General features: G+C 58.7%; 23 protein-coding genes. 10 read left to right on the plus strand and 13 right to left on the minus strand.

All coding sequences use genetic code 11. The features are described 5' to 3' along the window. Positions 1 to 11: 11 nt before the first annotated feature. The gene (locus V7650_RS09860; RefSeq protein ID WP_335656075.1) at positions 12 to 824 is read right to left on the minus strand and encodes an NTP transferase domain-containing protein; all 813 of its coding nucleotides are present in this window, start codon (positions 822 to 824) and stop codon (positions 12 to 14) included. On the opposite strand from V7650_RS09860, the gene V7650_RS09865 reads away from it, so the two are divergent. Next, the gene (locus V7650_RS09865) at positions 768 to 2,318 is read left to right on the plus strand and encodes a lipopolysaccharide biosynthesis protein (RefSeq protein ID WP_335656076.1); all 1,551 of its coding nucleotides are present in this window, start codon (positions 768 to 770) and stop codon (positions 2,316 to 2,318) included. The genes V7650_RS09860 and V7650_RS09865 overlap by 57 nt on opposite strands. A gap of 60 nt (positions 2,319 to 2,378) precedes the next feature. On the opposite strand, the gene rpsI is transcribed toward V7650_RS09865, so the two are convergent. The 3 genes from rpsI to V7650_RS09880 all read right to left on the minus strand — a co-directional run bounded on the left by rpsI (position 2,379) and on the right by V7650_RS09880 (position 4,675). Further along, positions 2,379 to 2,918, minus strand: a complete 540-nt coding sequence (rpsI, locus tag V7650_RS09870; protein ID WP_335656077.1) for a 30S ribosomal protein S9 — start codon at positions 2,916 to 2,918, stop codon at positions 2,379 to 2,381. Further along, positions 2,918 to 3,397, minus strand: coding sequence for a 50S ribosomal protein L13 (gene rplM, locus V7650_RS09875; protein ID WP_335656078.1), 480 nt, complete (start codon positions 3,395 to 3,397; stop codon positions 2,918 to 2,920). Before rplM ends, rpsI begins: the two co-directional genes overlap by 1 nt. A 225-nt stretch (positions 3,398 to 3,622) precedes the next feature. Continuing rightward, a complete protein-coding gene (locus V7650_RS09880) occupies positions 3,623 to 4,675 on the minus strand; it encodes a COX15/CtaA family protein (RefSeq protein ID WP_335656079.1) in 1,053 nt (350 codons plus the stop codon). A 139-nt stretch (positions 4,676 to 4,814) separates the two neighbouring features. On the opposite strand from V7650_RS09880, the gene V7650_RS09885 reads away from it, so the two are divergent. The 7 genes from V7650_RS09885 to V7650_RS09915 all read left to right on the plus strand — a co-directional run bounded on the left by V7650_RS09885 (position 4,815) and on the right by V7650_RS09915 (position 11,522). Then, on the plus strand, positions 4,815 to 5,222 hold the full coding sequence (locus V7650_RS09885) for a MerC domain-containing protein (protein WP_335656080.1): 408 nt from the start codon (positions 4,815 to 4,817) through the stop codon (positions 5,220 to 5,222). A 45-nt stretch (positions 5,223 to 5,267) separates the two neighbouring features. Next, entirely contained in the window at positions 5,268 to 5,726 is a 459-nt protein-coding gene (locus tag V7650_RS09890; protein ID WP_335656081.1) for a Fur family transcriptional regulator, read from the plus strand. Between the two features lie 97 nt (positions 5,727 to 5,823). Next, positions 5,824 to 7,752: a 1-deoxy-D-xylulose-5-phosphate synthase gene (gene dxs, locus V7650_RS09895; RefSeq protein WP_335656082.1), complete on the plus strand. Its 1,929-nt coding sequence runs from the start codon at positions 5,824 to 5,826 to the stop codon at positions 7,750 to 7,752. Continuing rightward, entirely contained in the window at positions 7,749 to 8,468 is a 720-nt protein-coding gene (locus V7650_RS09900) for a hypothetical protein (RefSeq protein ID WP_335656083.1), read from the plus strand. The genes dxs and V7650_RS09900 overlap by 4 nt, the downstream gene beginning before the upstream one ends. A gap of 77 nt (positions 8,469 to 8,545) precedes the next feature. After that, a complete protein-coding gene (locus V7650_RS09905) occupies positions 8,546 to 9,229 on the plus strand; it encodes a pyrimidine 5'-nucleotidase (RefSeq protein WP_335656084.1) in 684 nt (227 codons plus the stop codon). Continuing rightward, the gene (gene dapD / locus V7650_RS09910; protein WP_335656085.1) at positions 9,226 to 10,062 is read left to right on the plus strand and encodes a 2,3,4,5-tetrahydropyridine-2,6-dicarboxylate N-succinyltransferase; all 837 of its coding nucleotides are present in this window, start codon (positions 9,226 to 9,228) and stop codon (positions 10,060 to 10,062) included. Before V7650_RS09905 ends, dapD begins: the two co-directional genes overlap by 4 nt. Further along, on the plus strand, positions 10,062 to 11,522 hold the full coding sequence (locus V7650_RS09915; RefSeq protein ID WP_335656086.1) for a carotenoid oxygenase family protein: 1,461 nt from the start codon (positions 10,062 to 10,064) through the stop codon (positions 11,520 to 11,522). The genes dapD and V7650_RS09915 overlap by 1 nt, the downstream gene beginning before the upstream one ends. On the opposite strand, the gene V7650_RS09920 is transcribed toward V7650_RS09915, so the two are convergent. Further along, entirely contained in the window at positions 11,488 to 11,871 is a 384-nt protein-coding gene (locus tag V7650_RS09920; RefSeq protein ID WP_335656087.1) for a hypothetical protein, read from the minus strand. The two genes, V7650_RS09915 and V7650_RS09920, sit on opposite strands and share 35 nt — an antisense overlap. Positions 11,872 to 11,888: 17 nt before the next feature. Beyond that, the gene (gene ruvB / locus V7650_RS09925; RefSeq protein WP_335656088.1) at positions 11,889 to 12,917 is read right to left on the minus strand and encodes a Holliday junction branch migration DNA helicase RuvB; all 1,029 of its coding nucleotides are present in this window, start codon (positions 12,915 to 12,917) and stop codon (positions 11,889 to 11,891) included. Between the two features lie 163 nt (positions 12,918 to 13,080). Between ruvB and V7650_RS09930 the strand changes: the two genes are divergently transcribed. Continuing rightward, complete coding sequence (locus V7650_RS09930; protein WP_335656089.1) at positions 13,081 to 14,124, plus strand: dipeptidase; 1,044 nt, start codon at positions 13,081 to 13,083, stop codon at positions 14,122 to 14,124. A gap of 58 nt (positions 14,125 to 14,182) precedes the next feature. Here V7650_RS09930 and ruvA read toward each other — a convergent pair whose 3' ends face one another. Genes ruvA through V7650_RS09950 form a run of 4 tightly spaced genes read right to left on the minus strand, consistent with a single transcriptional unit; the run spans position 14,183 to position 16,419 of the window. Continuing rightward, a complete protein-coding gene (gene ruvA, locus V7650_RS09935; protein WP_335656090.1) occupies positions 14,183 to 14,788 on the minus strand; it encodes a Holliday junction branch migration protein RuvA in 606 nt (201 codons plus the stop codon). Between the two features lie 45 nt (positions 14,789 to 14,833). After that, complete coding sequence (gene ruvC, locus V7650_RS09940; RefSeq protein WP_335656091.1) at positions 14,834 to 15,304, minus strand: crossover junction endodeoxyribonuclease RuvC; 471 nt, start codon at positions 15,302 to 15,304, stop codon at positions 14,834 to 14,836. A gap of 15 nt (positions 15,305 to 15,319) precedes the next feature. Then, positions 15,320 to 15,670 carry a DUF3147 family protein gene (locus V7650_RS09945; RefSeq protein ID WP_335656092.1) on the minus strand — a complete coding sequence of 117 codons (351 nt, stop codon included), beginning with the start codon at positions 15,668 to 15,670 and terminating at the stop codon, positions 15,320 to 15,322. Then, entirely contained in the window at positions 15,670 to 16,419 is a 750-nt protein-coding gene (locus tag V7650_RS09950) for a YebC/PmpR family DNA-binding transcriptional regulator (RefSeq protein WP_335656093.1), read from the minus strand. The genes V7650_RS09945 and V7650_RS09950 overlap by 1 nt, the downstream gene beginning before the upstream one ends. A gap of 47 nt (positions 16,420 to 16,466) precedes the next feature. Between V7650_RS09950 and V7650_RS09955 the strand changes: the two genes are divergently transcribed. Beyond that, positions 16,467 to 17,234 carry a CPBP family glutamic-type intramembrane protease gene (locus tag V7650_RS09955; RefSeq protein ID WP_335656094.1) on the plus strand — a complete coding sequence of 256 codons (768 nt, stop codon included), beginning with the start codon at positions 16,467 to 16,469 and terminating at the stop codon, positions 17,232 to 17,234. A 159-nt stretch (positions 17,235 to 17,393) separates the two neighbouring features. On the opposite strand, the gene V7650_RS09960 is transcribed toward V7650_RS09955, so the two are convergent. From V7650_RS09960 to V7650_RS09970, 3 genes are read right to left on the minus strand one after another with little or no spacing between them, the layout of a single operon-like run. Then, the gene (locus V7650_RS09960) at positions 17,394 to 17,882 is read right to left on the minus strand and encodes an arsinothricin resistance N-acetyltransferase ArsN1 family B (RefSeq protein WP_335656095.1); all 489 of its coding nucleotides are present in this window, start codon (positions 17,880 to 17,882) and stop codon (positions 17,394 to 17,396) included. Beyond that, positions 17,882 to 18,124: a DUF2312 domain-containing protein gene (locus V7650_RS09965; protein WP_100093000.1), complete on the minus strand. Its 243-nt coding sequence runs from the start codon at positions 18,122 to 18,124 to the stop codon at positions 17,882 to 17,884. The genes V7650_RS09960 and V7650_RS09965 overlap by 1 nt, the downstream gene beginning before the upstream one ends. A gap of 44 nt (positions 18,125 to 18,168) precedes the next feature. After that, positions 18,169 to 18,477 (minus strand): DUF1244 domain-containing protein, encoded by a 309-nt coding sequence (locus tag V7650_RS09970; RefSeq protein ID WP_335656096.1) that lies wholly within the window; start codon positions 18,475 to 18,477, stop codon positions 18,169 to 18,171. Positions 18,478 to 18,542: the final 65 nt, after the last annotated feature.

Consider the following 18,542-nt stretch of genomic DNA (forward strand, 5'->3'; position numbering starts at 1 on the left):
GTCATTCCGAATTATATTCTCACATTTCGGTTCAAACAATCATATTTCAAGCTGCTGGACACGATCTTCCAGAATCGCCCCACTATCCGGTAGGTTCTTTCGTTGTCGACATCGATCGCCTGTGTGCCATCGCTGAGCGCCACCCGGCGCATGGTGATACCGAACCGTTTCGACAGTCGCTCGAAGGCGCGATCGATGCTGACCCAGCCCAACCGCATCAGCAGGATGTTGAACAGGCCGAAGGCATTCACGAGACGCCGGGGGTGGTTCATGAACTGGCCGCCTTCCCTGAAAATTTCGACCGCATTGAGCGCCTGTTCGCCCGCAAGCCCGTAAAGGTTGCAATTGGCATAGCCGTGATCGCGGAACTCATAGAAAAATCTCTGGGCCGCCGGATGGACGGCGCGAATATCGTCCTTGTTGGCGAGCGCAGCGACTGCATCAGCGCCTGTATCCATTGCCCGCAGCACGCGGTTCATGCTGTCGTGGCTGATCAGCACATTATCGGCGGTCGTAATGACAAAGGGCGCGGTTCCGTTGTCGCAGCCTCGCAGGACGCTGCCCGCAATATTGCTGTCCGAGACGATGAACTCGATCGGCAGCTCTTCGGTTGCGAATGATTCTGCAATCGGACGTACGGCAAGCTCGCCGTCGGGTTCGATCAAGATATGGACAGCACGGCACCCGGGATGCGACGACACCGAAGCCAGGGTGCGCGCGATCAGGGTTTCGCCCGCAACCGGAATCAGGCATTTGTGGCTGACGCCATGCGCGTCCGCCAGCGGATTGGTTGTCCCGGCGCGTTGCGCTGCCAGAACGATCACATCAAATCGACTGTCCATCCCATATTTGTGGCGGCCCCATATGACTTTTTCAAGACAGACTCTGCGATAGAAATATGGAATTGTCTGGGATTTGAGATAAAGACAGGCACGATCGCTGGAACCCCATTGAAAAAGTTGAAACCTGTGCCACGAAAAATACTCTCCAGATGGGCCAGCAGTGAAGACTCGCTCATCCGCGTGTTCCGCAACAGTAGCTGGCTTTTTTCGGCCAAAGGCGTGGGGGCTATCCTCAGTATTTTCTATCTGGCCATTTTGACACGAACTTTGGGTGTGTCGGGATTTGGTGAATTCATGGTCATTGTTGGCGCAATCCAGGTGCTAACGGCGATTCTGAAGCTTCAGACCTGGCAAGCCGTCGTACAATTCGGTGTGCCTTATTTGCTTGCCGGCCAGCACCGGGCTTTCAGAAAATTGTCAGTACAAAATTTCTGGATTGAATTTATTGGCGGCCTGGCAGCCTGCGGCGTGCTGTGGCTTATCCTTCCCTATGGCGCATCGCAATTTGGCTGGAGCGAGCCCGTCCAGCAGGCGATCATGGGATATGGAGTGATTGTTTTCCTGTCCGTTCGATCCACACCGACCGGGATATTGCGCGCGCAGGACCGCTTTGGCGGCAACGCCTTTGGCGACGCCATCATTCCCATTGTGCGCTTTTTTGGAGCCTTGATATTGCTCGCCACCCTGCCCTCTATAACCGGATTTCTGATCGTCTGGGGGCTTTCCGAGTTTGTCAGTTTTGTAGTGATGTGGCTGATGGTCTGGCGGCGGCAGGATAGCGCCGCCACGCCGGCACGGGCGGCGACGATCGGAATCACAAACCCGACGCGGAGGGAATTCGTGGCATTCCTGCTGTTTACCAATCTCGCCTATCTGGTGAGCGTGGTTCGCGAACGCTTGGTGGTGGTGATTGTCGGATTCTTTGTCGGCCCCGCCGCAGCAGGGCTATTCCGGCTTGCCGACCAGATTGCCAACAGCCTCAACCGGCTCGCGGAGGTATTTGCGCGTCCGCTGTTTTCAGAATTGTCACGCTTGTTCGCGATCGGTCAGTCGCGTCAGTCGCGCGCGTTGTTCTGGCGCTCGCTCCGCGTTTCGGCAATCAGCGGCGGAATTCTTTTCATGGGATTGCTGTTGCTGGGCAAAAACCTGATCAGCCTTATTTCGGGCCCGGAATTTCTGGCAGCCTATCCCATCCTGTTGCTGCTTGGAGCTGCAACGATCATCAGCCTGGCCGGACTGGGTCTTGAACCTCTGCTGCAGGCCGCCGGGCAGGCACGAAATGCGCTCATCGCGCGCGTTGCCGGTCTGGTTGTGCTGGGATTGCTCCTGGTCGTGTCTCTGCCGACCTTTGGCACCGTCGGGGCAGCTTGGGTAATGCTGATATCGGCCCTGCTTACGACGGTAATATTATTCATGTCCAGTCGTGCCGTGATTACGCAGCCCCGGCGCCGCATTTCTATAGCGAAGAGATCTTGAGGCCGGTTTAAAAAAAAGGCGACCCTCGGGCCGCCTTTTTGAACTTCAACGTATCTGGTCTTAGCGCTTGGAGAACTGGAAGCTCTTGCGCGCTTTTGCCTTGCCGTATTTCTTGCGCTCTACCTTGCGGCTGTCGCGGGTCAGGAAGCCTTCTGCCTTGACCGCCGATCGCAACGCGGGCTCATATTTGGTCAGCGCTTGCGAAATGCCGTGCTTGACCGCTCCGGCCTGTCCCGAAAGACCGCCGCCCTTGACGGTGACATCAACGTCATACTGGCCTTCGCGTTCGGTGATGGCAAATACCTGATTGAGCACCAGACGCAGGGTCGGGCGGGCAAAATAGGTTTCCTGATCGCGGCCGTTGACCGTGATCTTGCCCTTGCCCGGCTTCAGCCAAACGCGGGCAACCGCATCTTTCCGGCGACCGGTTGCATAGGCCCGGCCAAATTTGTCCAGCTCCTGCTCGCGCAGCGGCATGGTCGATACTGTTGGTTCAGCAGCTGCAGGAGCAGCATCGCCTCCGGCCGTGGCTGGGGCATCGGCCACAGCCGCGCCAGCGATATCTTTCAGATCAGCGAGATCGGTTTTTACATCAGACATTATGCGCCCACCTTATTCTTACGGTTCATCGAAGCGACGTCCAGCGCCACCGGGTTCTGGCCGGCATAAGGATGCTCGGTGCCAGCGAAAACATGAAGAGCACGCATCTGGGCGAAGCCAAGCGGTCCTTTGGGTATCATCCGCTCGACGGACTTTTCCATAACACGCTCAGGAAAACGACCTTCAAGGACCTTCTCGGCAGTCGTGCCGCTGATGCCGCCGGGATGGCCGGAGTGCTTGTAATAGGTTTTCTGCTTGGTCTTGTTGCCGGTGAACTTCACCTTTTCGGCATTGATCACGATGACATGATCGCCGCAGTCCACATGCGGCGTATAGCTCGGCTTGTGCTTGCCACGCAGGATGTTGGCGATGATCGAGGCGGCCCGGCCAACAACCAGATCTTCGGCATCAACGATATGCCATTTCTTTTCGACTTCAGCTGGCTTGGCCGACTGGGTCTGTTTGGTGATACCCTTCATGGGGTGGCTCCTTCTTGGAGAATGGGATTCAAAATAACAAATGCCGAACGATCCTGATTCGCAGGAGTCCGGCAAACTGGGGCGCTATTGGCGCTGTTATCGCCGCAAGTCAAGCGAAAGTGGGGCTTTGCAAACGGGTATAATGATACCCAAGAGCGCTTCTGGTCCGCCCGATCCCTGTATCTGCGTGCGCGCGCCGGGATTAATATCTGCAGGCTCTTCCCATCACCGTTGTGCGGCGCCAAGCAGATGGACGCCCCAGACCGTCGAGGCGACCACAAGCGCGCCCACCGCCTGGTGCAGTACCGCCAAATGGAGGTCAATACCGGTCATCACCGTAGCTATTCCGAGCAGAATTTGGGTGCCAAACGCAATATGGATTGCCACTGACGCACGGCGGTCGATCGACCGAACCTTGCGCGCCAGCACCAGCAGGAAACCGACAACAACCCACGCCCACCATCGGTGGATGAAATGGATCAGATAGGGATCGTTGTTGAGCGCGGCCCAAATCCCCGATGCCCAGTTGATTCCGCCCGGCACAAAATAATCATTCATCAACGGCCAGCTGTTGGAGACATTGCCCGCGTTCAGTCCGGCGGTATAGGCACCGAACAGCAACTGAATGAGCAACACTATAAAAACCGCCGCTCCCCATCCCGTTACCCGCGAAGGCCTGACGTTGCCACGCGCCAATTGTCGCAGATCGAGGGCAGTCCAGACCAGTCCGCCAAGGATAAACAACGCGGTCAGCAGATGCACGGCGAGACGAAAATGACTGACATCGGTTCGCTCGCTGAGACCCGAACTGACCATCCACCAGCCAATCGTGCCCTGCAGGCCGCCGAGCGCGAGCAGGGCGACCAGCCGCCAGCCGTAGCCGGACGGAATCGCCCGTTTGACCGCGAACCACAGCAGCGGCACCGCAAAGGCCACGCCGATCAGCCTTCCGAGCAAACGATGCACCCATTCCCAGAAATAAATGAACTTGAAGTCCGCCAAGGTCATCCCGGCTGGTCCGCTGATCTCCCGATATTCCGGAATCTGCTGATATTTCCTGAATTCCGATAGCCAGTCCGCTTCACTCAGCGGCGGCAGTGCGCCGGTAACTGGTTTCCATTCGGTAATCGACAGTCCCGATTCGGTCAGACGAGTGATCCCGCCGACGACGACCATGATGAACACCAGAAAGGCGACCGAATAAAGCCAGTTGGATATCATTATAGGTTTAAAACTTGCGGCGCCAGCTGACGGCGGGGGAGCGATCGGATCGGTCATGCGCCGCTATGTGGAATCAAATTTCGGACCTGACAACCGGAAACACCGCCACAGGCCGAATATCCCAGAATGATATGTTGTATCTTAACACGCTTTTGCCTATATCCTGCCCACACAGCAAAAAGCGAGACAGTGAGTCGTGTTCACGACAGCAAAATTCTGGGACAAGGATAGCCTGCTGGTCAGGGATGGGCTGTGGGACCGCTTGGCCGTGCTGGTTTCGGGTCTTTGCCTGGTGCATTGCGTGTCTACCATCGCCTTTGTCGCGATTCTCTCATCAGCCGGTGGTATGCTGCTCGATCCGCTGATCCACGAAATCGGTCTTGGCATTGCAATCGCACTCGGCTTTTTCACCTTGGGCCGTGGCGTTCTGGATCATGGCTATATCATGCCCGTAGCGATCGGCAGCCTGGGACTGGGAATGATGATGGGTGCCATCACGCTTGGCCATGATATCGGTCATGGCGCTGCGGAAATTTTTTATACGATGCTTGGCGTCGGACTGCTCGCGCTGGCCCATGATTTGAACTACCGCGCCACCCATTGATCGCCACCCATTGCCCTTGCGGCGAAACATCCCTAAATTATCCCGATGGGACAACATGATCATCATGAGCATCAGGGCGATTCTTTGGCCGATGCCGCACGCGCCAATCTGGAGAAATCCGGTGAAAAGTGGACGGACACACGAGCGGCTATCTTTGACGCACTCGCCGATTTCTCGCGCCCTGCCTCGGCTTATGATATAGCGGAACTGGTTTCGGCGGCGCGCGGAAAACGTGTCGCGCCGAACAGCGTCTATCGGATACTCGACCTGTTTGTCGCCAACAACCTTGCCATGCGGGTCGAGAGTGCCAACGCGTATCTGGCCAACAGCCATCCCGGCTGCGAGCATGACTGTATTTTTCTGGTCTGCGACCGGTGCGGCGAGGCAACCCATGTTGACGATGATTCTCTGTCTCAGCAGGTTCGCAAAGTCGCATCCGGAGAGGGGTTCAAATCGATCCGCCCGGTGATCGAGGTGCGCGGCATTTGCCAGAAATGCAATTGATCCCTCCCGCCTGTCAGCTACTGTTCACGGCCAGTCTGCTGAAAGTTCGACAGGACAGGCTGAAGCCGTTAAAGCTGGAGTCCAACAGGGAGTGAATATGCCGGTTTCGAATACACCATTGCTGGACGATATCTCCTTTCCAGCCGATTTGCGCAAGCTGAAGCCTTCACAGCTGCGCCAGTTCGCAAACGAACTGCGCGCCGAAGTGATCGACACGGTGTCCACCACCGGAGGCCATCTCGGTGCCGGGCTTGGTGTTGTTGAGCTTACTACTGCCATCCACTATGTGTTCAACACACCCCAAGACCGGCTGATCTGGGATGTCGGCCATCAATGCTACCCGCACAAGATCATCACCGGCCGCCGCGACCGCATACGCACCTTGCGCCAGGGGGGCGGCCTGTCCGGTTTTACGAAACGGTCGGAAAGCGAATATGATCCCTTTGGTGCGGCGCACAGCTCGACCTCAATCAGCGCCGCCCTCGGCTTCGCGATCGCCAACAAGCTGAACAATAAACCCGGCCGCGGCATTGCCGTGATCGGCGACGGTGCGATGAGCGCGGGCATGGCCTATGAGGCGATGAACAATGCGGAGGCCGCTGGCAACCGCTTGGTCGTCATCCTGAATGACAATGACATGTCGATCGCACCGCCGGTCGGCGGGCTTTCCGCCTATCTCGCCCGGATCGTCTCGTCGCGCGAATTTCTCGGCGTTCGCCAGCTGGCCCGTCGCATCGCCAGCAAGCTGCCCAAGGCGCTCTATGATGCCGCGCGCAAGACGGACGAATATGCCCGCGGCATGACCATGGGCGGAACCCTTTTCGAGGAACTCGGCTTCTATTACGTCGGCCCAATCGACGGCCATAATCTCGAGCATCTCATTCCGGTCCTGGAAAATGTCCGCGACGCCGCAGAAGGCCCCTGCCTGATCCACGTCGTCACCGAGAAGGGCAAGGGCTACAAGTTTGCCGAGGAAGCCGCCGACAAATATCATGGGGTCGCCAAGTTCGACGTCGTCTCAGGCAAGCAGGACAAAGGACCGGGCGGCGGGCCGCCGGCCTATCAGAATGTCTTTGGCGAAACGCTGGCCAAGCTGGCCGACAGCGATCCGTTGATCTGCGCGATCACCGCAGCCATGCCGTCGGGGACGGGCGTTGACAAATTCGCCAAGGCCCATCCCGACAAGGCCTTTGATGTCGGCATTGCCGAACAGCATGGTGTAACCTTTGCCGCCGGCCTCGCTGCGCAAGGCATGCGGCCCTTCTGCGCCATCTATTCGACCTTCCTGCAACGCGCCTACGACCAAGTCGTCCACGACGTGGCGATCCAGAATCTGCCGGTGCGCTTTGCCATCGACCGCGCCGGACTGGTCGGCGCGGACGGCAGCACCCATGCAGGCAGTTTCGACGTCACCTATCTGGCGACATTGCCGAATATGGTGGTCATGGCTGCCGCCGACGAAGCGGAACTGGCCCATATGACCTATACGGCATCGCTGCATGACAGCGGCCCGATCGCGTTCCGCTATCCGCGCGGCAATGGCACCGGCGTGCCGATACCGGAAAAGCTGGAGCGGCTTGAAATCGGCAAGGGCCGGATCGTCAAGCAGGGCAGCAAGGTCGCGATCCTGTCATTGGGTGCGCGGCTGGAAGAAGCGAAAAAGGCAGCAGAGCGGCTCGAAGCAAGGGGCCTGAGCACCACCGTCGCGGACCTGCGCTTCGCCAAGCCGCTCGACGAAGCCCTGATCCGCAAATTGCTGACCACCCATGAAGTCGCGGTGACGGTCGAGGAGGCTGCGGTCGGCGGTCTCGGGGCGCATGTTCTGACTTATGCGTCCGACAATGGCCTGACCGATGCGGGGCTCAAGATCCGGACCATGCGCCTGCCCGATATTTTCCAGGACCAGAACAAGCCCGAATTGCAATATGCAGAGGCAGGGCTGGATGCCGACGGTATTGTCGATACGGTCCTCAAGGCTCTGCGCCATAACAGTGCCAGTGTCGAGGACGCAGGCGCTCGCGCTTGATCGCCGCTCTGGCCTTGGTTGCAGTATTGCAATCATCTGCTTCGGAAGCACCCCACACGACATATCCGGGGCTATATCAGCAAAAAATGGAGGCCTGCGAAGCACAGCTTGGAAAAAATGGCTCAGAAGCGGCTATCGCGGAGTCTGTACTAGCGTGTCTCGAAAAAGACCCTGAACTTATGGCCGCGGAAAAAGCCTGCAGCGAGAATCATGAAAATGATGATGCGGCGGTCGCAAGATGTCTGGGTATCGTCGACGCCACCAACATGCCGCTTGAAGAGCTGGAGTCCGGCATATCAAACCGTCACCCCGTCGACTATTATGTGCTGGCCGCCCGTCTGTTCCAGGATGAGCAAGAAGACGCCGCGGTCTTTTGGTTCTATGCTGGCCAGTTGCGTTGGCGTATTGGATTGAGTTGTTTTGGCAGCGACCCTGGAGGCGAAGCGGCCCTCTTTGGCGCTATGAACCAGCAAATAGGCATTGCCATCAATGAATATGTGGGGGGATATCCCAGCAAATGGGTGGAAACGATCCGGCGGGTCGTTGAATGGGACCGGGCCAATCCTTCTGAACTTCGGAATATCGAAAAATGCAGGTCGCATATCGAAAAGCAGCGAGAGGGCCTTCTAGGTCTCGCAGCGTCTATTGAGCGTGATCGCCCGAAACTGGCCCGGCAACGAACGGCGAACGGCTTGCCCAATTTTGAACAGCAGTGAGAACGGAAATGTCCGTTCTGCGCTTCAATCATGTTGCCCCTTGTGATTGAGGGAAACGGCCTTTAGGCGATTGCGCCATGGCCCCAGAACTTTCCCATATCGATCACTGGATCTTCGATCTCGACAATGTGCTATATCCGGCCGATTGCGACCTGTTTGCACTGATTGACATCAGGATGGGCGAATATATTGCCAAGGCTCTGGCCTGTGATCTTGCCGAAGCCCGCAAAATTCAGAAAAGCTTTTTCCACGATCATGGCACGACCTTGGCCGGCCTGATGCATCATCATGGCACGGATCCCGCAGATTTCCTCGACTATGTCCATGATATCGACATGGACCGTCTGTCACCCGCGCCGCTTGTAAGGGCAGCAATAGAAGCCTTGCCGGGCGAAAAGCTGGTCTTCACCAATGCCGACCGGCCCTATGCCGAACGGGTGCTGGAACTGCGTGGGCTGGGCGACCTGTTTCACCAGATGCACGATATTCTGGATGCGGACCTGATTCCCAAACCCCAGTCTGGCGCATATACCAGCATGATTGCCGCAACGGGCATCGATCCGACCCGCGCGCTTTTTGTCGAAGACACGGCGCGCAATTTGCGTCCCGCGAAAGATTTGGGCATGACCACCGTGTGGATCAACACCGGGGCAGAATGGGCTGGCCGGGAACATGATCCGTCCTATATTGACCATGAAATATCCGATCTGGAAAGCTGGGTGACCGGCCTCCACCGCGAGAAGGAAGAAACGCCAGCATGACCAAAGCATTGCAGACTGTAATCGACGCCGCCTGGGACAAGCGCGAATCGCTCGGCCTCTCGACTCAGGGAGCGGAACGTGACGCCGTCAACCAGGCCCTCGCCATGCTCGACAGCGGCACGGCGCGGGTCGCGGAGAAAAAGGACGGCCAGTGGGTGGTCAACCAGTGGCTCAAGAAAGCGGTGCTGCTTTCCTTCCGGCTCAACGACAATCATGTGATTGAGGGCCCCGGTGGTGCCAACCACTGGGACAAGGTGCCGAGCAAATTCGCTGGCTGGGGCGAAAACCGCTTTCGCGAAGCCGGCTTCCGGTCGGTGCCCGGCTCGATCGTGCGGCAGGGCGCATTTATCGGCAAGGGCGTCGTGCTGATGCCGAGCTTCGTCAACATCGGCGCATTTGTCGATGAAGGCACGATGGTCGATGGCTGGGCCACGGTCGGTAGCTGCGCACAGATCGGCAAGAACGTTCATATCTCGGGCGGCGCCGGCATCGGCGGTGTGCTCGAACCGTTGCAGGCCGGCCCGGTGATCATCGAGGATGGCGCCTTCATCGGCGCCCGCGCAGAAGTCGCCGAAGGCGTCCGCGTCGGCGAGGGCGCGGTGCTTTCGATGGGCGTCTATCTCGGGGCGTCGACCAAGATCGTCGACCGGATCACCGGCAAGATCTGGATCGGCGAAGTACCACCTTATTCCGTTGTGGTGCCCGGCACCTTGCCGCCCAAAGTCAATATCGACGGCATGCCGGGTCCAAGCCTCTATTGCGCCGTGATCGTCAAGACCGTCGATGCGCAGACCCGGTCGAAGACCGGCATCAACGAATTGCTGCGCGACTGATGGGCACGCCGGTCAACCAGGTGAAGGTAACGCTGGAACCGAATGACCACCCCTACCGCAACGGTGCCTGGACGCCGGTATTCGAGGAACTCGACACCGACCAGCTGGAAGTGATCGGCACCATCCCCGCCGATATCGACGGTCTCTATGTCCGCAACACCGAAAATCCGGTGCATGGCAGCCTCGGGCGCTATCATCCCTTTGACGGCGACGGAATGATCCACACCGTCCGGATCAAGGATGGCAAGGCAACCTATCGCAACCGCTTTGTCCGCACCGAAGGGTTCGAGGCAGAACAGCAGGCCGGCGTCCCGCTCTGGCCGGGGCTGATGGGCAATCCGCACGACGCGCTGGAGCCCGGAATGACCGCCCACGGCAGCGTCAAGGACAGCAGCTCGACCGATGTCGTCGTCCACGCCGGCGCCATCCTCTCGACCTTCTACCTGTGCGGAGAGGGCTATCGGCTCGATCCGGAAACGCTGGCGACGCTCGGCCCCGCCGACTGGGTGCCGGCGCACGGTATCTCGGCCCATTGCAAGGTCGATGAGGCGACCGGGGAGCTATTATTCTTCAACTATGCGATCGAGAAACCTCATCTGCAATATGGCGTCGTCGGTCCCGACAACCGGCTGAAGCATCTGGTCGCGATCGACCTTCCCGGACCGCGCCTGCCACACGACATGGCGTTCACCGAAAATTTCGCCATTTTCAATGACTGTCCGCTGTTCTGGAAAGAGGAGCTGTTCGAGCGCAAGCTCAGAATCCCCGCCTATCATCCGGACATGCCGACGCGTTTCGGCATCCTGCCAAGAATGGGGCAACCGGAAGAAATCCAGTGGTTCGAGGCGCAGCCGACCTATGTCCTCCACTGGGCCAATGCCTTTGAGGAGGGCGACGAAGTCGTGCTCGACGGTTATTTCCAGAACGACCCGGTGCCGCCGCCGCTGACCGATTTTCCGCCCGGCTACGAAAGCATGGGGGCCAGCCTCGACCTGCACAGTTTTAAACCGGAGCTGCACCGCTGGCGGTTCAATCTAAAGACCGGCGAGACTAGGGAAGAGACGCTTTTTGACGATTATCCGGTCGAATTCGGCATGTTCAATGGCCAATATGCCGGCCGGCCCTATCGCTATGTCTACAGCGTCACCGGCGAGCCCGGCTGGTTCCTTTTCAATGGCCTGACCAAGCATGATCTGGAAACCGGCGAGGCGGAGCATGTCTCGTTCGGCGAGCAGCGCTTCGGCTCCGAAGCTCCCTTCATCCCGCGCGCCAATGCCTGGTCAGAGGATGACGGCTATCTGATCAGCTTCATCACCGACATGAAACAGGATCGGTCGGAATGTATAATCATCGATGCAAAAAATCTGTCAGCAGGACCTGTCTGCACAATTGTCCTGCCACACAGGATATCAAGCGGGACACACGCTACCTGGGCTTCAGGGGACGCTCTTGGGAGTTGAAGTACCCACCGCAGATGCAGAAATTATCTGCGCAAGCACCACTGGCCTCGATGATATTCCTGAACTTAAGAACAGTTTCCGACTGATCAGAACAAGCAGGTGCAAAATCAATGAATGCCAAGGTCTCGTTATCGGCGATTTTTGAAAAGGCTTTTATAGCTTTGCTTGCACCCATTGTTCTGCCGTCCAGAACAATCTTTCCCTCTCCCGCCAATTCAACAACATGTTCTATATTGAGATGAGGGGGGTCGATTTGATCGGCTGAATGCCATTGCACAATGGGCGATACGACTTCTGATTCAGAGCTGGTTGAACATCCACTGACCAGAAGACTGGTAATAACAAGCATGGCCAACCCCGTTGTCATCAATCAAATAATTCCCCGTCGCTCGCCTTGCTGACTGGCGGATTCAGCCCGAGATGCTTCCACCCCCGGTCATTGAGCGCCCGCCCCCGCGCCGTGCGCGCGATCAGACCGAGCTGGATGAGATAGGGCTCGATCACTTCCTCGATCGTGTCGCGCGGCTCCGAGAGACCGGCGGCCAGCGTTTCCACGCCCACCGGACCACCCTTGTAGATATCCGCGATCATATGCAGGTAGCGCCGGTCCATGGCGTCAAGGCCGATATGGTCGACCTCCAGCCGGGTCAGCGAATCATCGGCGACCTTCTTGTCGACAATCTTGGTCCCGGCAACATTGGCAAAATCCCGCACCCGGCGCAGCAGGCGGCCGGCGATCCGCGGCGTCCCTCTCGCCCGGCGCGCCACTTCGGTGGCACCATCGGGGGCAATATCGAGTCCGAGCAGCCGGGCCGCCCGGTGCACCACCTGTTCCAGTTCCCCGGTCGAATAGAAATTGAGCCGAACCGGAATGCCGAACCGGTCGCGCAGCGGCGTAGTCAACAACCCCTGCCTCGTAGTCGCTCCGATCAGTGTGAAGGCAGGCAAATCAATCCGGACCGAGCGAGCCGACGGTCCTTCGCCAATGATCAGATCGAGCGCGCGGTCTTCCATCGCCGGATAGAGAATTTCCTCGACCACCGGATTGAGCCGATGGATTTCGTCGATAAACAGGACATCGCCTTCCTCGAGATTGGTCAGCAGCGCCGCCAAGTCGCCGGACTTGGCAATGACCGGCCCCGAGGTGGCCCGAAACCCAACCCCCAGCTCCCGGGCGATGATCTGCGCCAGAGTGGTCTTGCCCAGCCCCGGCGGACCAAAGAACAGCACATGGTCCAGCGCCTCCTTGCGCGACCGCGCCGCCTCGATAAACACCCGCAAATTCCCGCGCGCCGCTTCCTGCCCGATAAATTCGTCGAGCGTTTTGGGGCGCAAGGCTGCGTCTATATCTTCGACCTTGCGTTCGGGCGATTGGAGGCGATCTTCGTCGTTCATCGTCCCTATGTAGCTTTCGTTCAACAAAGAAGCTATTCCCCGGTGCAACATTTATCGGAGCATAGCCATCATGCATCTTTCCCGCCGCCGCCTGCTTCAGCAAACGGCAATGCTTGCCGCTTTTTCGACTGTCGATCCATTGGCCGCGGCAGTCGGGAAAGGTATGCCAACATGGTATGACAAGGCCATCGTGATCAACGGTCTTGGCTCCTTTTCCGATCCATATGGTGCGGAGGAAGATATCCTTGTCTCTTCGCGCGCGCGCTCCGAGCTGCTCGCAACAGGAGTGACCTCGGTCAATATGACGGTGGGCGGAGTCGGCAATGATCCGGACGTTTTTTCCCAGACCGAGGAATCCATCGGGCAATTGAACAAGGTCATTTTGGACAATCCAGACTTTCTGATCCATGTGAAGAGCACCGCAGATATCCGGCATGCCAAGGCAAATGGACAGATTGCGCTTATTTACGGCACCCAAGATACCAGCATGGTCGGCAACCAACTCGACCGGATCGAGGCATTTCGCCAACAGGGCGTTCGGATCATGCAGTTGACCTACAATCTTCGCAATCTGTGCGGCGATGGTGCGCTGGAACCGGCCAACGCCGGCCTGTCGCGACTGGGGCATGCCATGATAGAAGGGATCGAAGCAGCCAATGTCTTGCTCGATCTAAGCCATGGTGGCCAGCGAACCATCGCCCAAGCGATCGCTGTGGCCAAGCGTCCGATGTCGATAAGCCATACCGGCTGCCGTTCGCTCCATGATAATCCCCGCAACGTATATGATGCCGAACTGCGCGCTCTCGCGGACAAAGGCGGTGTGGCGGGCATCTATTTCATGCCGTTCCTGACGGCCGACAGCAAACCGAGCGGAGAGGATCTGGTGCGACATATCGAACATGCCGCCAATGTCTGCGGCGAAGATCATGTCTCGCTCGGCACCGATGGTGATTTGCTACCTATGGAGATTAGTGAGGAGACATGGAAGCGCGCGCGCGAAATGCACGAAATGCGTTCCTCCCGGGGGATTAATGCACCCGGCGAAGGGCCGGATATCCTAACCATAGTGCATGACTATAATTCGCTCGACCGGTTCCAGCGGTTGTCGCAGGCGCTCGCCGCACGGGGCTGGACTACGACACGGCTCGAGAAATTGTTCGGCGGGAATCTGATGCGATTATATGACGAAACGTGGAGCAACGAATAACGCCATTCATGGGCAATTTCACCTGAATGATTTCTTTTGGTCGACTGGCGATATTATTTTACCGCGCCGCCTTCTTCAGCGCCAACCGCACCAGTGCATCCAGTGTCGCATCCTCGCCGACCTCGGCATCCGCCGCCGCCACCGCCGCGCTGGCATCGGCTGGCTTGAAGCCCAGATTCTGCAGCGCGCTGACGGCATCGGCGCTGTTGCTCGAGGGCGCATGGATCACACCGCCTGCACCGGCCACCGGATCAACCGCAATGCCGCCCGCCTTGTCCTTCAACTCGTTGACAATCCTGAGCGCCAGCTTCGGCCCGACGCCATTGGCCCGCGTCACCATCGCCTTGTCGCCAGTGGCAATCGCGCGGGAAATATCGCCGGGTTCCAGCGCCGACAATATCGCCAGCGCGACCTTGCCGCCAACGCCCTGGACGGAGATCAGTAAGCGAAACCAGTCGCGTTCCGAGCCACTGGCAAAGCCCATCAGCCGCATGTCGGTTTCGCTGACCTGCATCTCGGTATAGATGGTCGCCCTGTCGCCAACTCCGCCGATCGCGCCGATGGTCCGCGAGGAGCAGAACACCAGATAGCCGACGCCCTGCACATCGAGCACGATAGTGTCCATGCCGATTTCATCAATGGTACCGGTGAGTTTCGCGATCATGAAATCTTATTAATGCAAGGGCCGCACAAGTCCAGTTCCGTTCGTCTATCGCTTCCGGTGATGCGCGTGCGTAATCGCCACAGCCAGCGCATCGGCCGCATCGGCCCCGGCCAGCTTGACGCCGGGTAGCAGGATCCTGATCATCGCCTGTACCTGATCCTTGTCCGCCTTGCCGACACCGACCACGGATTTCTTCACCGTCCGCGCCGAATATTCGCCGACATCGATTCCCGTCCGGGAGGCACCGAGCAGCACCACGCCCCGCGCCTGCCCCAGTTTCAGTGTACTCTGCGGGTTGCTGTTGACGAAAACCTCCTCCACCGCCGCCGCCTCCGGCTGATATTCCAGCAACAGATCGGTCAGCGCGAGATCGAGCTGCAGCAACCGGCTGGCGAGTGCGGTTTTCGGATCGGTCTTGATCTGGCCATTGGCGACATGGGACAGGCGGTTGCCGTCGGCGGCGATTACCCCCCAGCCGGTGGTGCCGAGGCCCGGATCGAGGCCGAGAATGATCATTTCAGAACGCCCGCATCAGATCGGTATTCCAACGCGACGACCGACAAAGACCATGATCAGATAGAGACTGATCGTCAGCAGGCATCCGGCAGCAAGCGACAGCCAGAAGCCGATGCCGCTGCGCAGCAGCGTCGGAATCAGCAGGAACATTGGAAGGGATGGAAGCACATACCAGAAGGTCGCCTCGGCGTGCAGCGCCATGTTTTCCCCGTCGGGGCGCGCCCACCACAGGAAGATCATCCCCAGGATCGAGATTAGCGGCAGCGAGGCGACCAGCGCGCCGAAGCTCGGCTGGCGCTGTGCGATTCCGGCCACCAGTGCGACGATCACCCCTGCGAGCGCGGCCTTGGCGGCAAATTCCCACATCAGCCGGCGTTCAGTTTTTCCATGATTTCGTCGGACACGTCATAATTGCCCCAGACCGTCTGGACGTCGTCATCCTCTTCCAGCAGGTCGATCAGGTTGAGCAGCGTTTCTGCCTGTTCCTGGTCCACTTCCACCTGCACCGAAGGGCGCCATGCCAGCTTGACGCTTTCCGCCTCGCCAAGCGCCGTCTGCAGCGCACCGGAAACCTCGTGCAGGTCCTCCATAGCGGTCCAGATTTCATGCCCGTCGTCGTCGGAGGAAATATCCTCCGCGCCCGCTTCCATCGCGGCCTCAAGGACCTTTTCCTCGTCGCCGGCGCTGGCTGGATAGTGGATATAGCCGACCCGGTCGAAACCGTGGGAAACCGAACCGCTTTCACCAAGATTTCCGCCATTTCGCGACATGATCGTGCGGACATTTGTAAAAGTCCGGTTGGTGTTGTCGGTGAGAGTCTCGATGATCAGCGACACGCCGCCGGGACCAAAGCCCTCGTAGCGGACCTCGCTATAGTCGTCACCTTCGTTGGCCGACGCCTTGTCGATCGCGCGCTGGATATTGTCCTTCGGCATCGACACCGCCTTGGCGCTGTTGACCGCGAGGCGCAGGCGCGGATTGAAATCCGGATCCGGCATGCCGGACTTGGCCGCGACGGTGATTTCGCGCGACAGCTTGGAAAATTGAGCCGCGCGCTTCTTGTCCTGCGCGCCCTTGCGGTGCTTGATATTGTTAAACTTACTGTGGCCTGCCATAGGATTCGTCCGTTACCTGTTATATTCTTATCGAGGCTCTTTGGCGCATGTTTGAGCCCAACTCAACCATTGGATGGTCGATCGGTCGATTGCGGTCAACCGCCCTGGACCTGCTCGCTTTTGTCCGCGCGCCGACGCTCGGTCCGCGGGAGAGCGACCGCGGCAGGCCGGTGGCAGATGTCGCCTGGCTGTTCCTGCTGAACTGCCTGATTGTCTTGGCCATCGCGATGGTGCTTTTTCCGATGATGATGCTGTTTGGCGTTGAAATGTCGAGCGACATGTCCGCGCTCTTCGATCGTCCGCTCTGGCAGATGGTGCTGATCGTGATAATCGTCGGGCCGATCGCAGAAGAACTGATGTTTCGCGTCTGGATTGTCGGCAATCCGCGCTGGCTGATCCTGGTCTGCGGCCTCGTCACCTGGATCGGCGGCTCCAGTGGGTTGGAACAGTCCGGCCTCGTCGATTGGAATCAGGGCCTCGCCATCGGCCTTGGCGCGGCTATTGCCCTCGCGAGTCTCGCCGGCCTGGTCAGACTCTGGAAGGCACCGGTGCCAAGCTGGTATCGCAGCATCTTCCCGCTTGTCTTCTGGGGCCAGGCCCTGCTCTTCGGCCTTGTGCATGTCTTCAACTATACCGGCGCCAATCCGGCCACGTTGCTGCCTTTTATCCTGCCGCAACTCGTCGGCGGCCTGATCTGGGGCTATGCCCGCATCCGCTACGGCTGGTGGTCCAATATCCTCATGCACATGGCCTATAATCTTCTGGCCACCAGCGGGCTGCTCTATGTGCTGGTCACCGGGCCGGGCGTCGGCTAGCCGACAAGAACTGCGGTGCCCGACGCCGACACCATCATCATCGAGCCCTTTTCGCCGACGATCATATAGCTTGTCCGTTTCGCCCTGTTGCCAACCGGATGGCCATATAGCTTGTCCGTTTCGCCCTGTTGCCAACCGGATGGCGATCTCCCGCGCTCCTCAGAGCAAACGCTGAAACCAGGATACGTCGCGCCAGGCACCCATCTTCCAGCCTACTTGCCTGTAGGTGCCGACAAGCTGGAAGCCCATCGCCCGGTGGAGCGCGATGCTGGCTTCGTTGGGCAGGGCTATGCCGGCGAAGGCAGCATGGATATCAGCATCCTTCAGTCGCGGCAAAAGGGATTCGTACAGGGCCCGTCCTATGCCCCGGCGCGCTTGCCCGGGATCGACATAGACCCCCACGTCACAACTGGTTCGATAGGCCGCACGTGTGCGATGCTCGGAACCGTAGGCATAGCCCGCCACCGTTCCGTCCACTTCGGCCACCAGCCAGTCATGCGAGTGGAGAGCCCCGGCTATTCGGGCAGTCATTTCCTCGGTGCCGGGGGCTTCCAGCTCGAAGCTGACCCAGCTTTCGGTCACGAACGGCGCGTAGATTTCGGCACAGCGGGGCGCATCGGCGACCGTCGCGGACCGAATTGCAAGCATCAGGCCAGGCCAAGCGCCGACTTGTAGGTGTCCAGTATCGCTTCCATTTCCTGCCGGTCATGGGTTTCCATTTTCCTCAGGCGGACGATCTGGCGCATGATCTTGGCATCATAGCCTTGCGACTTGGCTTCGGAATAGACATCGCGAATATCGTCCGCCATGCCCTTTTTCTCTTCTTCCAGCCGCTCGATACGCTCGATGAACAGACGCAACTGGTCTGCGGCAACATTGCCTTCGCTCATTCTTTCAGTCCCTTGATTATGGTGTTCGGATTCGGAGCCCGTCTTTAGGATGGGTCAGCGTTTTTGGCCACGCTTTCCTTCATCTTTTTGAGCCGCTCCGGCGTCGCCTCGGTCTGGTATTTTTTCTTCCATTCGTTTGCCGGCATGCCGTGAATCGCTTCGCGGGCCTCGTCCTTTGTCATCGTGCCACCGGCCTCGTTCGTCGCTTCCATCACCCAGTCCGCCAGACAATTGCGGCAGAAGCCGGCGAGCCCCATCAAATCTATATTCTCGGCGTCGTGGCGGTGCTGGAGATGGGTGACCAGCCGGCGAAAGGCGGCAGCCGCAGCGGCATCGGATATTTGCTCGGTCATGTTCGTTTCCGTTGTTTTTTGTTGTTAACCTGTCATGAAATAGGAATAGGCACGGCGCAGGTAAA

It is taken from the genome of Parasphingorhabdus sp., assembly GCF_036964565.1.
In the GTDB taxonomy this organism is placed as follows: Bacteria; Pseudomonadota; Alphaproteobacteria; order Sphingomonadales; family Sphingomonadaceae; genus Parasphingorhabdus.